Annotated in this window: 12 protein-coding genes; 11 read left to right on the top strand and 1 reads right to left on the bottom strand. The window is 67.5% G+C overall.

The window, feature by feature from the left end; translation table 11 throughout:
* Positions 1 to 5: 5 nt before the first annotated feature.
* From WEE69_02555 to WEE69_02585, 7 genes are all read left to right on the top strand, one after another.
* Positions 6 to 1217: a complex I subunit 1 family protein gene (locus WEE69_02555; protein MEX1144169.1), complete on the top strand. Its 1212-nt coding sequence runs from the start codon at positions 6 to 8 to the stop codon at positions 1215 to 1217.
* Positions 1218 to 1323: 106 nt separating this feature from the next.
* The gene (nuoI, locus tag WEE69_02560; GenBank protein MEX1144170.1) at positions 1324 to 2034 is read left to right on the top strand and encodes an NADH-quinone oxidoreductase subunit NuoI; all 711 of its coding nucleotides are present in this window, start codon (positions 1324 to 1326) and stop codon (positions 2032 to 2034) included.
* Complete coding sequence (locus WEE69_02565; protein ID MEX1144171.1) at positions 2031 to 2690, top strand: NADH-quinone oxidoreductase subunit J; 660 nt, start codon at positions 2031 to 2033, stop codon at positions 2688 to 2690. Before nuoI ends, WEE69_02565 begins: the two co-directional genes overlap by 4 nt.
* Before the next feature lie 14 nt (positions 2691 to 2704).
* Entirely contained in the window at positions 2705 to 3004 is a 300-nt protein-coding gene (nuoK, locus tag WEE69_02570) for an NADH-quinone oxidoreductase subunit NuoK (GenBank protein MEX1144172.1), read from the top strand.
* Positions 3004 to 5115: an NADH-quinone oxidoreductase subunit L gene (gene nuoL / locus WEE69_02575; protein ID MEX1144173.1), complete on the top strand. Its 2112-nt coding sequence runs from the start codon at positions 3004 to 3006 to the stop codon at positions 5113 to 5115. The genes nuoK and nuoL overlap by 1 nt, the downstream gene beginning before the upstream one ends.
* A 1-nt stretch (position 5116) precedes the next feature.
* Positions 5117 to 6676 (top strand): NADH-quinone oxidoreductase subunit M, encoded by a 1560-nt coding sequence (locus WEE69_02580; protein ID MEX1144174.1) that lies wholly within the window; start codon positions 5117 to 5119, stop codon positions 6674 to 6676.
* Positions 6673 to 8181 (top strand): NADH-quinone oxidoreductase subunit N, encoded by a 1509-nt coding sequence (locus WEE69_02585; protein ID MEX1144175.1) that lies wholly within the window; start codon positions 6673 to 6675, stop codon positions 8179 to 8181. The genes WEE69_02580 and WEE69_02585 overlap by 4 nt, the downstream gene beginning before the upstream one ends.
* A gap of 75 nt (positions 8182 to 8256) precedes the next feature.
* On the opposite strand, the gene WEE69_02590 is transcribed toward WEE69_02585, so the two are convergent.
* A complete protein-coding gene (locus tag WEE69_02590; protein MEX1144176.1) occupies positions 8257 to 9144 on the bottom strand; it encodes a patatin-like phospholipase family protein in 888 nt (295 codons plus the stop codon).
* A gap of 196 nt (positions 9145 to 9340) precedes the next feature.
* Here WEE69_02590 and WEE69_02595 point away from each other — a divergent pair, with 196 nt between their 5' ends.
* The 4 genes from WEE69_02595 to WEE69_02610 all read left to right on the top strand — a co-directional run bounded on the left by WEE69_02595 (position 9341) and on the right by WEE69_02610 (position 12278).
* Positions 9341 to 9706 (top strand): NADH-quinone oxidoreductase subunit A, encoded by a 366-nt coding sequence (locus tag WEE69_02595; GenBank protein ID MEX1144177.1) that lies wholly within the window; start codon positions 9341 to 9343, stop codon positions 9704 to 9706.
* A 70-nt stretch (positions 9707 to 9776) separates the two neighbouring features.
* The gene (locus tag WEE69_02600; protein ID MEX1144178.1) at positions 9777 to 10343 is read left to right on the top strand and encodes an NADH-quinone oxidoreductase subunit B family protein; all 567 of its coding nucleotides are present in this window, start codon (positions 9777 to 9779) and stop codon (positions 10341 to 10343) included.
* A complete protein-coding gene (locus WEE69_02605; protein ID MEX1144179.1) occupies positions 10336 to 11118 on the top strand; it encodes an NADH-quinone oxidoreductase subunit C in 783 nt (260 codons plus the stop codon). The genes WEE69_02600 and WEE69_02605 overlap by 8 nt, the downstream gene beginning before the upstream one ends.
* Positions 11119 to 11144: 26 nt before the next feature.
* Entirely contained in the window at positions 11145 to 12278 is a 1134-nt protein-coding gene (locus WEE69_02610; GenBank protein MEX1144180.1) for an NADH-quinone oxidoreductase subunit D 1, read from the top strand.
* Positions 12279 to 12398 lie beyond the last annotated feature (120 nt).

Genomic DNA, 12398 nt, shown 5'->3' on the forward strand with positions numbered 1-12398 from the left:
GGGGGATGTTCGGCATCGACCCGCTCCTCGTGGGCGACATCGACTTCACGGTCGTGCTGATCGTGCTCGTGAAGACGACCGTGGTGTTCGCGCTGCTGCTCGTTGCGGTCATGTTCTACATCTGGTTCATGCGCAAGGTGATCGCCGACATGCAGAACCGGATCGGGCCGCAGCGCGCAGGTCCGTTCGGGATCCTCCAGACGCTCGCCGATGGCATCAAGCTCTTCTTCAAGGAGCAGTCGGAGCCCGCGACCGCCGATAAGCGCGTGTTCCGGCTCGCGCCGTACTTGTCGATCCTGCCGGCCTTCCTCGCGTTCTCGATCGTGCCGATCGGTGGCGTCGTGTCGATCGCCGGTCATCGCACGTTGCTCCAGCTCGCCGACCCGCCGGTCGGTGTGCTGTTCCTGCTCGCGATGTCGGGCATCGGGCTCTACGGAGTGATGCTCGCCGGTTGGTCGTCGGGCTCGAAGTACCCGCTGCTCGGTGCCGTGCGCGCGTCGGCGCAGCTGCTCTCCTACGAAGCTGCGATGGGACTGGCCATCGTTGCGGTGCTCATCCAGTCGGGCACGCTCTCGACCCGGGAGATCGTGGACGGGCAAGCGTGGGACGGCATCGGGTCGATTGCCAACAGCTGGTACTGGGCGCAAGTGGCGATCGTGCCGTTTGTCATCTTCCTCATCGCGGCGATGGCCGAGACCAACCATCCACCGTTCGATCTCGTGGAAGCCGAGCAAGAGCTCGTCGGCGGGTTCCACACCGAGTACACGGGCATCCGCTTCGCCATCTTCTTCCTCGCCGAGTTCATGAACCTCATCACGATGTGCGCCATCGCAGTCACGCTGTTCCTCGGAGGACCGTCGGGCCCGAGCTTGACGGGACTCGGCGTCGCCGGCGACAGCTGGCTCAACACGTGGGTGATGCCCGTCGCGTGGTTCATGGTGAAGCTGCTCGTGTTGCTGTACGCAACGGTGTGGGTGCGGGCGTCGCTCCCGCGCCTTCGCTACGACCAGCTCATGAACTTCGGCTGGAAGGTACTCATCGAGGTGGGCTTCGTCTGGGCGATGATCCTCGCGGTGCTCGAGGTCGCCCGTGACCCGGGTGACAACTTCTGGGACATCGCCCCGGTAGCCCTCGGCGCTCTGGTCGGCGCGGCGATCATCCTCGGCGTCCTCTATCTCTGCATCCCCAAGCGCGAAGAAATAGAGGAGATCAGGTGAGGGGCGGCGAGCGAACGCAGAGAGCGAGCTCGCGGGAGTGGCGAGCGGCCGCGGGCCGGGTATCCCGGCCCGCAGCGAGCACGACCAAGAATGAGGAGATCCGCTGATGGGGCGTTTCGGTGGGTTCCTCGTGACGATCACGCAGGTGTTCAAGCCGAAGCTCACCGGTGACTACCCGAAGCACAAACGCGCCAAGCCCGAGCGCTTCCACGGCCGTCACGTCCTCAATCGCTACGAAGACGGGATGGAGAAGTGCATCGGCTGCGAGCTCTGCGCGGGTGTGTGTCCGGCGCGCTGCATTTACGTGCGCGGCGCCGACAACCCGCCCGACGCTCCCGTGTCGCCGGGTGAGCGCTACGGATTCGTGTACGAGATCAACTACTTGCGCTGCATCCACTGCGATCTGTGCGTGGAGGCGTGTCCGACGGAGGCGATCACCGAGAGCAAGCTCCTCGAGTTCTCCTTCACGAACCGTGAAGATGCCATCTACACGCGCAGCGAGCTGCTCGTCGACGACGAGGGTCGGGCGCGCCGCCAGCCGTGGGAGCTGTGGCTCGGTGGCGAGGACGACCACACCAGCGCCTGGATGCGGGCGACGTCGTCGTCAGGTGCCGCGGACTACGAGGGCCGCGTGAACTGGTCAGGTGAGCTCGGCTTCGGTGTGCGCGAGCCCGAGAAGGGCCAAGGAGACGCAGCGGAGCCCTGGCCGGATGGCCGGGAGGGCGGAGCGGAGTCGACCAGTGGAGGAGACGCAGCGGAGCCCTGGCCGGATGGCCGGGAGGGCGGAGCGGAGTCGACCAGTGGAGGGGGCGCGTGACCGCCGTCCTCTTCTTCGTGTTCGCCGCGGCCGCGCTGGGCGGCGCGTTGGGCGTGATCCTGTCGCGCAACCCGGTGCACTCCGCGCTCTGGCTGGTGGTCACGCTCCTGAGCGTTGCCGTGTTCTTCCTGCTCCAGGACGCAGAGCTCGTCGCGGCGGTGCAGGTGATCGTCTATGCGGGCGCGATCGTCGTGCTCTTCCTCTTCGTGATCATGCTCCTCGGGGTCGACCGCGAAGAGACGTTGAGCGATCCCGTCCGCCTCCAACGTCCGGCCGCGATCGCGCTCGGAGCACTGGTGCTGGCCGAGGTCGTGTTCCTCGCCGGTCACGAGTGGGCGACCGGCGCGAGCACCGGGCACGGCGTACCGATCAGTGGTCCTGATCTTCAGGGCAAGGATCTCGGCAACAACATCGAGCGGGTCGCGCGTGTGCTGTTCACCGACTTCCTGTGGCCGTTCCAGATCACGGCCGCGCTGCTGGTCGTCGCCGTGGTCGGCGCGATCGTCCTGGCCCGTCGGAGTGGCGAGCGTCCCGATCAGGAGACGGCCTCTGAGCCGAGCGACCGCGCCGTAGGTACCCTGCGGCGTCCGCAGCGAGGCGGCCGCCCAGGTGAAGTGGAGCGGCCCGGCCCGCAGGGCCAGGAGCGGGAAAGGTGATCCTCGGTCTGGAGATCACCGGCAGCTACTACCTGATCGTCGCCGCGCTGATGTTCACGATCGGCGCGGTCGGGCTGCTCGTGCGGCGCAACGTGCTCGTGATGTTCATGTGCGTCGAGCTGATGCTGAACGCGGTGAACCTCACGTTCGTCACCTTCGCCGAGATGCTCGACGACATCGCGGGCCAGGTGCTCGTGTTCTTCACGCTGGTGGTTGCCGCCGCGGAAGTGGCAGTGGGGCTCGCGATCATTGTTGCGATCTTCCGGCGCCGCCGCGGCGCCACAGCTGACGACCTCGACGTCCTGCAGGGCTGATGGCGCGCGATCTGCTCGATCTCGTTTGGCTCGTACCGCTGTTCCCACTGCTCGGAGCGGCGGTGCTCTTGCTATTCGGTCGCCGCATCGGCGAGCCCAAGGCCGGCTGGGTGGGCTCCGGGATGATGGGGCTGGCGTTCCTGTGGTCGGTGGTCACTTTCTTCGCGCTGCACGACCTGCCCGCGCACGAGCGGGGCCATGTGACCACCATCTTCGAATGGCTTCCGTCGGGGGGCCTGCACGTCGACATGGGCTTCCTGGTGGACCCGCTCTCCGTCACGTTCATCCTCTTCGTCACCGGCGTGGGCACGCTCATCCACGTGTTCGCGGTGTGCTACATGCATGGCGACGAGCGGTTCTCGCGCTTCTTCGCGTACATGAACCTGTTCTGCGCCTCGATGCTGATTCTCGTGCTCGGCTCGAGCTTCCTCGTCACCTTCCTCGGTTGGGAAGGCGTGGGCCTGTGCTCGTACCTGCTCATCTCCTTCTGGTTCGAGCGGCGCGGCGCGGCACTCGCAGGCAAGAAGGCGTTCATCACCACGCGCATCGGCGACGTCGGCTTCATGATCGCGATGCTCCTGATCTTCCTGAAGGTCGGCAGCCTCGACTACTCGGCGCTCGGCGCGGCGGAAGGTCTGGCCAACGGCACCGCCACCGCGGTTGCGCTGCTCCTCCTGCTCGGAGCAGTGGGCAAGAGCGCGCAGTTCCCGCTGCATTTCTGGCTGCCCGACGCGATGGAGGGCCCCACACCGGTCTCCGCGCTCATCCACGCCGCGACCATGGTCACCGCGGGCGTGTTCCTTGTGGCGCGCGCTCATCCGTACTTCGAGGCGAGCGGCGACGCGATGACAGTCGTCGCGTGGGTGGGCGCCGGGACGGCGTTGCTCGCGGCGACGGTCGCGCTCGTGCAACCCGATATCAAGCGGGTGCTCGCGTACTCCACGATCAGCCAGATCGGCTTCATGTTCCTTGCGCTCGGCGTGGGCGCGTACGCCGCCGCCATCTTCCACGTGGTCACGCACGCCTTCTTCAAAGCCACGCTCTTCCTCGGTGCCGGCTCCGTGATCCACGGCAACGGCGACAACCAGGACATGCGCGTGATGGGCGGCTTCCGCAAGTACCTGCCGCTCACCTCGCTGGCGATGGTCATCGCGTGGCTCGCCATCGCGGGCGTGCCGCCGTTCTCCGGCTTCTGGTCGAAGGACGAGATCCTGTCCAAGGCGTTCTTCGCCGACGAGTACGGCGTCTGGATCTTCGGCGTGGCGGCTGCGCTGCTCACTGGCTTCTACATGACGCGCCTCGTCTTCCTCGTGTTCTTCGGCAACGAAAGATGGCTCCCAACCGTGTCGGGAGGTAGTGACGACAACGCCGAGCGAACGCCCGCGGGCGGGGTATCCCCGCCCGCAGAGAGCGAGGCCATGGTTTGGGACCCAGCGGAGCCCACCGTTGCCTTCGGTGAGCCACCGCGGGTCGTGTCGCACGTCCGCCACGATGCGGAGCGAGGGGCCGTGGCCGGGGTATCCCCGGCCGCAGCGAGCGACACCATGGAGGTGAACGAGGCGCCGCCCGCGATGGCGATGCCGGTCCTCGCGCTCGCGGGGCTCGCGGTCGTCGGCGGGCTCATCAACATCCCGCTGAAGGGACTCGAGTTCCTGACCGAGTGGCTGCACCCGTCGTTCGCCGACGTGCACGAGACCCATACACCGTCGTTCGTCGACGGCTTGGCCCTCGCCGGCGTGTCGGTCGTTGTCGGCCTGGTCGGCATCGGGCTCGCGGTCGCGCTCTACCGCCACGGCCTCGCCGCGACCGATCGCGACCCTGCCGTCGAGCGCCTCGGCCCACTCGGGCGCGTGTTCGGTCACGCGTACTACTTCGACGCCGGTGTCAGCCGCCTGGTCGATGGTCCGATGCGCCGGGCGGCCACGTGGCTCAGCGCGACGGCCGACGCGCGCGGCGTCGACGGCGTGGTCAACGGCGTCGGCACGCTCGTGCAGCGCGCCGCACTCGGGTTACGTCGGGTCCAGAGCGGGCTGGTGCGCAGCTATGCGCTGTGGATCGTGATCGGCGCCGCCGGCCTGCTCCTCTTCTTCCTCCTCTACGCGGGTCGCTGACGTGCCAACCGACTTTCCGATCCTCAGTGCGCTGATCGTCACGCCGATCATCGGCGCGCTCGTCGTCATCGCGATGCCGGTGCGCCGCCCGGAGTACGTCCGGCTGGCCGGGTTCATCTTCTCGTTCGCGACGCTCGCACTCGCCGGATGGCTGCTCTTCCACTACGAGGGCGGCGGGGGCTACCAGTTCGTCGAGCGGGAACAATGGCTCGGCGACCTCGGCGTCCAGTACAAGGTCGGCGTCGACGGCATCAGCCTCTTCATGATCGTGCTGAACGCGCTGCTGTTCCCGATCGCGCTGTTCGCGTCAGCATCGATCACGGAGCGGGCCAAATCGTTCTTCGTATGGATGCTGGCCCTCGAGGCCGCGCTCATGGGCGTGTTCCTCGCGCTCGACCTCATCGCGTTCTTCGTGTTCTTCGAGTTCGTGCTCGTGCCGATGTACTTCCTCATCCTCGGCTGGGGCCACGGACGGCGGAACTACGCCGCGCTGAAGTTCTTCATCTTCACGATGGCCGGATCGGCGTTCCTGCTGGTCGGCCTGCTCGTGCTCGCGTTCTTGCACCGCGACGACACCGGCATCCTCACATTCGATCTCGGCACACTCACGGCGTGGGCGCCCGACGGGCTCGATCCGGGCGCGGCCAAGGCGTTGTTCTTCGCCTTCTTCGCCGCGTTCGCGGTCAAGGTGCCGCTGTTCCCGTTGCACACATGGCTGCCCGACGCGCACACCGAGGCGCCGACTGCGGGCTCGGTCATCCTGGCCGGCCTGTTGCTGAAGATGGGTGTGTACGGTTTCTTGCGCTTCTCGTTGCCGCTCTTCCCCCAGGCTTCGGTGGACCTGGCGCCGGTGCTCCTCGTGCTGGCGACGATCGGGATCATCTACGGGGCGATCGTCGCGGCGATGCAGCCCAACGTGAAGCGCATCGTGGCGTACTCGTCGGTCGCGCACATGGGCTTCGCGGTGCTCGGCGTCTTCGCATTGACCACCCAGGGGCTCGACGGTGGCGTGTTCACGATGATCAGTCACGGTCTCACCACGAGCGCGCTGTTCCTCCTGCTCGGCATGCTGTACGACCGCCGCCACACCTATGAGGTGGACGCCTACCGCGGGTTGTGGAAGGTCATGCCGGTGCTGGGTGGGCTCTTCTGCGCGGCCGCGTTCGCGTCGATCGGCTTGCCCGGATTCTCCGGGTTCATCGGCGAGTTCCTCACGCTCATCGGCACGTTCGTCCTCGAGAAGCCGTACGCGATCGTGGCCGCGATCGGAGTGGTGCTGGCCGCGGTGTACCTGCTGTGGGTGTTCCAGCGCACGTTCATGGGCCGCCCGACGGGCGAGAACGCCGGGATGAAGGACGTCAGCTTCCGCGAGCTGGCGTGCGTCGTGCCGCTGCTCGGTCTGTCGCTGTTCCTCGGCATCTACCCCAAGCCGGTGCTGGACATCATCGAACCCGACGTCAAGGAAGTCATCCAGCAGGTCGAACGCGGAAGCGACTACAAGGCACCCGAGTCTTCCTTCGAAATCACATCCAGTGATGGCACGAGAGAGACGCACAAGTGATCGCGCTCATCGAGGGGAAGATCCTCGGGCCCGACATCGACTATCTCGCCATCGCGCCGGTGCTGGCGCTCGCGGCCGCCGCGCTCGTCGTGATCCTGGCCAAGGCGATCCTGCGCAAGCGCGGCCCCGTCAACCAGATCTCGCTCGGCGTGTCGATTGTCGGCGTGGTCGCCGCGGGCGTCATCCTCGGCTTCCAGTGGAACGACGTGCGTGACCACGGCGCCATCACCACGATCGCCGGGGCCGTACGCGTCGACACGTTCGGTGTCTTCCTCGGCGTGGTGGTGATCGCGGCCGCGGCCATGGCGTTGTTCCTCGCCGCGTCGTACCTCGACCGGGAGGGTCTGGAAGCGCCCGAGTACTACGCGCTGATGCTGCTCTCGGCCGCGGGCATGCTCACGATGACCACGGCGAACGACCTCATCGTGGTGTTCCTCGCGCTCGAGCTGCTCTCGATCCCGCTCTACGTGCTTGCCGCGTTCGACCGGCGGCGGCTGTCGTCGCAGGAGTCGGGCATCAAGTACTTCGTGCTCGGGGCGTTCTCGTCCGCAGTGTTCCTCTACGGCGTCGCGCTGACCTACGGCGCCACGGGCACAACGTCGCTCACCGGCATCGCCGACTTCCTCGCGAAAAACACGCTCTTCGAGCAAGGCACGCTGCTCGCGGGCCTCGCGATGTTGCTCGTGGGCGTGGGATTCAAGGTGGCGGCTGTGCCGTTCCACATGTGGACGCCCGACGTGTACCAGGGCGCGCCCACACCCGTCACCGCGTTCATGGCGTCGGCCACAAAGGCGGCCGGCTTCGCCGCGCTCCTGCGGGTGCTCGGCGTCGCGTTCCCGCTGTACCGCACCGACTGGCGCCCCGCGATCTGGGTGCTCGCCGCGCTGTCATTGATCGTGGGGAGCGTCGCCGCGGTGGTGCAGACCGACGTGAAGCGCATCCTCGCCTACTCGTCGATCGCGCACGCGGGCTACATCCTCATCGGGCTCCAGGCCGACAACCCGCGCGGTCGTCAGGCCGCGCTGATCTATCTCTTCGTGTACGCCTTCATGACCGTCGGTGCGTTCGCGGTGATCACGGTGGCCACCCGCAAGGGTGACGACCATCACTCGCTCGACGACTACCGCGGCCTCGCGTTGCGCCGTCCTGTCGTCGGCGGACTGCTCGCGTTTTTCGTGCTCGCGCAAGCGGGTGTGCCGCTCACGGGTGGCTTCGTGGTCAAGCTCCAGGTGTTCGCGTCCGCGGTGGACGCCGGCGAGTACGGCCTCGCGGTCATCGGCGTCCTGGCCGCGGTCATTGCCGCGTTCTTCTACCTGCGCATTGCCGTGACGCTTTTCAACAAGCCCGACGGCGACGAGCCCGCAGAAGCCGCGTCAGAGGAAGACCGTCCCGTCGACGCCTGGACCGGCACCGTGCTCGCGGTCACCACCGCAGCAGTCCTGTTCGCCGGCATCCTCCCCGGCGCGTGGCTCACGTTCGCCAAAGACGCGACTTTCCTCCTCTAAAGCCCTCGTTTTGGCGTCGCTCACTGTCGAAGAGCGACAGCTATCGACGCCAAACCGAACGGTTGGTCAAGGGACTCAGCTCGCGCGTCTGCGCCAGAACCTTCGGAGTCGTTGCAAACCCGGACGGCGTTCGAGATCGTCGAGGGTGGTCGACGCGGCCTCGTACGCGCTGTCGATGACCTCGCGGCCGCCGGAGAAGTCGAAGAACTCGCGGTCGTCGACCGGCGGTGGGAGCACGATGAGCTCGACCTCCTTCGGGAACCACTGCAGCTCCAGTTCGAGGCGCAGGTCACGCGAGATGGCGAACGCGCGCACCAGCACGTCGAGCGGCGAGCGGATCGATCGGTTCCCGACCGGGTCCGACACGTCGAGCAGGAAGATGCGGTCGATCGGTCCGGCGAGGGCGTGGGAGATCGGGACGAGGTTCACCACCGCGCCGTCGACGAGCGTGTGCCCGTTGAGCTTCACGGGCGGAAAGATCCCTGGGAGCGCGGCGCTCGCGAGCAGCGCAGGCGGGAGCGACCCGCTGACGATGACGATCTCGTCGCCGGTGTCGAGATCGGTGGTCACCACGCGCATCGGGATCTGGAGGTCGGAGAAGGTCGGTGCGACCTCCGCGCGCTCGATCACGCCTTCGAGGCCGCGGCTCGGGATCAGGTGATCGTCGCGGCGCAGGATGTTCCAGGCCCTGCGCAGGGCGCCGCCCGGGAAGACCGTGTCGCCGTCGAGGCTGCACCACACCTTGTCGAGGTGGTCGACCTTCTCCATCGTGGGCGAGGTGGCGAGGGCCGCGCCGTTCAGTGCGCCGGCCGACGTCCCGACGATCACGTCCGGCAGGATGCCGCGCTCCACGAGGGCGCGCAGCATCCCGACCTGGCCGACACCCTGGTTGGCTCCGCCCGAGAGCACGAACGCGGTGACCGGCTCGCTGCGCGCCCGTCCCGGGCGGAGGATGCTGGTCACCCTCCGATGGTCGCGCGTGCCGGGACCAATGCGGCGCCGGAGCACAACGGAGGCGCTCGCCAGCGAGCGATCGCCCGCGGGGCGGGTATCCCGACCCGCAGAGAGCGAGCGCGTCGACTGGAGTTGAGGAAGCGCGGAGGGCCACATATAGGCTGCCGCGGGCAAGGCCCCGGAGCGTTCGCAGAGGGCGGAGACCTTGGTCACAGAGTTCTATCGGGACTATCTCGCGGTGGCCGTGCTGATTGGCGCGGCGCTGCTCATGGTCGGCGCGATGCTCGGCGCCGGTCGTCTGTTGCGTCCGGTGCGTCCGCAGCCGGAGAAGTACGTCACCTACGAAGCGGGGTCCGACCCCGTCGCCGGATGGGGGCAGTCGAATGCCCGCTACTACATCTACGCGTTGCTCTTCTTGATCTTCGACGTGGAAGCGGTGTTCATCTTCCCGTGGGCGGTCGGCCTCGAAGGGCTCGACTGGTTCGGCCTCGTCGAAATGACGGTGTTCATCGTGCTGCTCGCGCTCGGCCTCGTGTACGCCTGGCGCAAGGGAGTGCTGCGGTGGGCGTGACCGAACGACGCGCGGCACACAGCGAACCAGCAGCACGACCCGATGGAGGAGAAGTGCTGCGGTGGGCTTAATGGAGAAGGGCAAGCTGCCGAAGCCGCTCACCTGGCTCCTCAACTACAGCCGTAAGTACTCGCTCTGGATGTTCCAGTGGGGTCTCGCGTGCTGCGCGATCGAGATGGGGGCCGCGCTCGCCAGCCCGCGCTACGACATGATGCGGCTCGGCGTCATCCCGTTCCCAGCCAGCCCGCGCCAGGCCGACCTCGTCGTGATCTCCGGAACCGTCACCGACAAGATGGCGCCGGCCATCAAGCGCCTCTACGAGCAGATGCCCGACCCGAAGTACGTCATCTCGATGGGCGCGTGCGCGAACTGCGGCGGTCCGTACTGGGACTCGTACTCGGTCACGAAGGGTGTCGACCAGATCATCCCGGTCGACGTGTACGTGCCCGGCTGCCCACCGCGCCCCGAGGCGTTGCTGCAAGGCATTGTGCTGCTCCAGGAGCGGATCCAGAACGAGGGTCTCGGCAACGACGAGCTCGCGATGCGCTGGCGGGGGCAGCCGAACGGCGAAGCGATCGGCGGCGGTGCCCTGATGGGTGCCGCGCAGTCGGAGTCCACCGGAGCGAGCGTTGGCTGACGACACTTCGCCCGACGACGCACCCGAGGACGCGCCCGCGCCGGAGCCCAACCCCGCGAGCGGCCAGCAAGGCGGTCCCCCGGCCGGAGAGAGCGAGCCAATGGAGCAGCACGATGCGCTGCTGGCGCTTCTGAAAGGCGCGGGGTTCAACGGGAACGCGATCGTCGAGACCGCCGACGCGCACGGCGGGCTCGTGGTCCGAGTGGCCAACGCTCAGTGGAAGCGCGCGGCCGAAGTTGCCAAAGAGCACCTCGCGTGCGACTACCTGTCCTTCATCTCGGGCATCGACTGGCAGCCCGCGCCGCGCGAAGGGGACGAGGCCGGCGGTGACTCGTCGGCGCCGGTGCAACCCACCGAGATGACGTTCGGTGCCGCCGGGTCCGCGGGTCGCTTCCAGGTGTTCGCGCACGTGCAGTCCACCACCAAGCATTGGGGCGTCACCTTCAAGACCGACGTCGACGACGCCGACCCGCGGGTCGAGTCGTGGGTGCCGGTGTACGCAGGCGCCGACTGGCACGAGCGCGAGTGCTGGGAGATGTACGGCTTCACCTTCGACGGCCACCCCAGCCTGCGCCACCTCTACCTACCGTTCGAGTTCGAGGGACACCCGCTGCGCAAGGACTACTCGTTGCTGGCGCGGTTCGTGAAGCCGTGGCCCGGCCTCGTAGATGTCGAGCCGATGCCCGGTGAGCCGGCGGGGAGCGAGAGTCCCGAAGGGTCGGCCGGGGTAACCCCGGCCGAATCGAGCGAGCCGTTGGAGACGGGTGAAGCGTGACCGATCTCCAGATCGATCCCGCGGCCATGCGCCACCTCGCCGAAGCGCAAGTGAACGTCGAGCTGGACACCGGCGACATGATCCTCAACCTCGGCCCGCAGCACCCGGCCACGCACGGCACGCTGCGCCTCGTCGTGCGTCTGGACGGCGAGCGCGTGCTCGCCGCCGACCCGGTGATCGGATACATGCACCGCGGCTACGAGAAGCTCACCGAGTTCCGCACGTACCCACAGGTCACCACGCTCATCAACCGCATCGACTGGCTCTCGAGCTTCGCCAACGAGGTCCCGTTCATGGACGCGGCCGAGAAGCTCATGGGCATCGAGGCGCCGCCGCGTGCGTATTGGATCCGCACCACGCTCACCGAGCTGTCGCGCATCGCCACCTTCCTGCTGTTCCTCGGCGAGATGGGCCTCCAGGTCGGCGCGCTCACGCCCGCGTTCTACGGCTTCCGCGATCGCGAGCACGTGCTCAACCTCATCGAGGCGGCGACCGGCGGGCGCTTCCACCCCAACTTCAACCGCATCGGCGGCCTCAAGGACGACCTCCCGTGGGGGTGGATCGCCGAGACGCGCTCCACGATGAAGATCGTTCTCGACGCGTGCGACCAGTTCGAAGACCTCGTGCTCGGCAACGAGATCTTCGAGGCGCGCACGCGCGGCATCGGCATCATCCCCGGCGATATCGGCACGAACTACGGCGTGTCGGGGGCCAACCTGCGCGCGTCGGGCGTCGACTGGGACTTGCGGCGCGACGGCCGTCCGTACCTCGCGTACCCCGAGCTCGACTTCAAGGTCTGGACGCACACCGACGGCGACTCGTACGCGCGCTACTGGGTCCGACTCCAGGAGACGCGCGAAGCGGCGCGCATCGTGCTCCAGTGCCTCGAGGGCATGCCAGCCGGCCCGATCATGGCGAAGGTCCCGCGCATCATCAAGGTGCCGGAGGGCGAGGTCTGGGTCGAGACGGAGAACCCGCTCGGGCAGATGGCGTACTACGTGATCTCGAAGGGCGCGACCGGCCCGTTCCGCGTGAAGATCCGCTCCGCGTCGTTCAGCAACGTCTCGATCCTGCCGTGGCTGCTCCAGGGCGTGTTCGTGCCCGACGTGATCACGATCCTCGCCAGCCTCTACTTCATCCTCGGGGACATCGACCGATGAGCCGCAGCGGAGCCGCGGGCGAGGAGCGCAGCGGAGTCGTGCTCGGACGAGCGAGACGACGCAGCGGAGCGACCCGTGTTGGCGGCCCGGCACGGCGTAGCGAAGGCGACCCGAGAAGGT

The organism is Acidimicrobiia bacterium, from assembly GCA_040881685.1.
Lineage (GTDB): Bacteria > Actinomycetota > Acidimicrobiia > IMCC26256 > PALSA-555 > SHVJ01.

What these genes read in the sequence shown, in the direction of transcription:
- WEE69_02600 (MEX1144178.1), top strand. Translation starts at nt 9,777, where the DNA reads ATGGAGAAGGGCAAGCTGCCGAAGCCGCTCACCTGGCTCCTCAACTAC.
- WEE69_02555 (MEX1144169.1), top strand. Translation starts at nt 6, where the DNA reads ATGTTCGGCATCGACCCGCTCCTCGTGGGCGACATCGACTTCACGGTC.
- WEE69_02610 (MEX1144180.1), top strand. Translation starts at nt 11,145, where the DNA reads ATGCGCCACCTCGCCGAAGCGCAAGTGAACGTCGAGCTGGACACCGGC.
- nuoL (MEX1144173.1), top strand. Translation starts at nt 3,004, where the DNA reads ATGGCGCGCGATCTGCTCGATCTCGTTTGGCTCGTACCGCTGTTCCCA.
- nuoI (MEX1144170.1), top strand. Translation starts at nt 1,324, where the DNA reads ATGGGGCGTTTCGGTGGGTTCCTCGTGACGATCACGCAGGTGTTCAAG.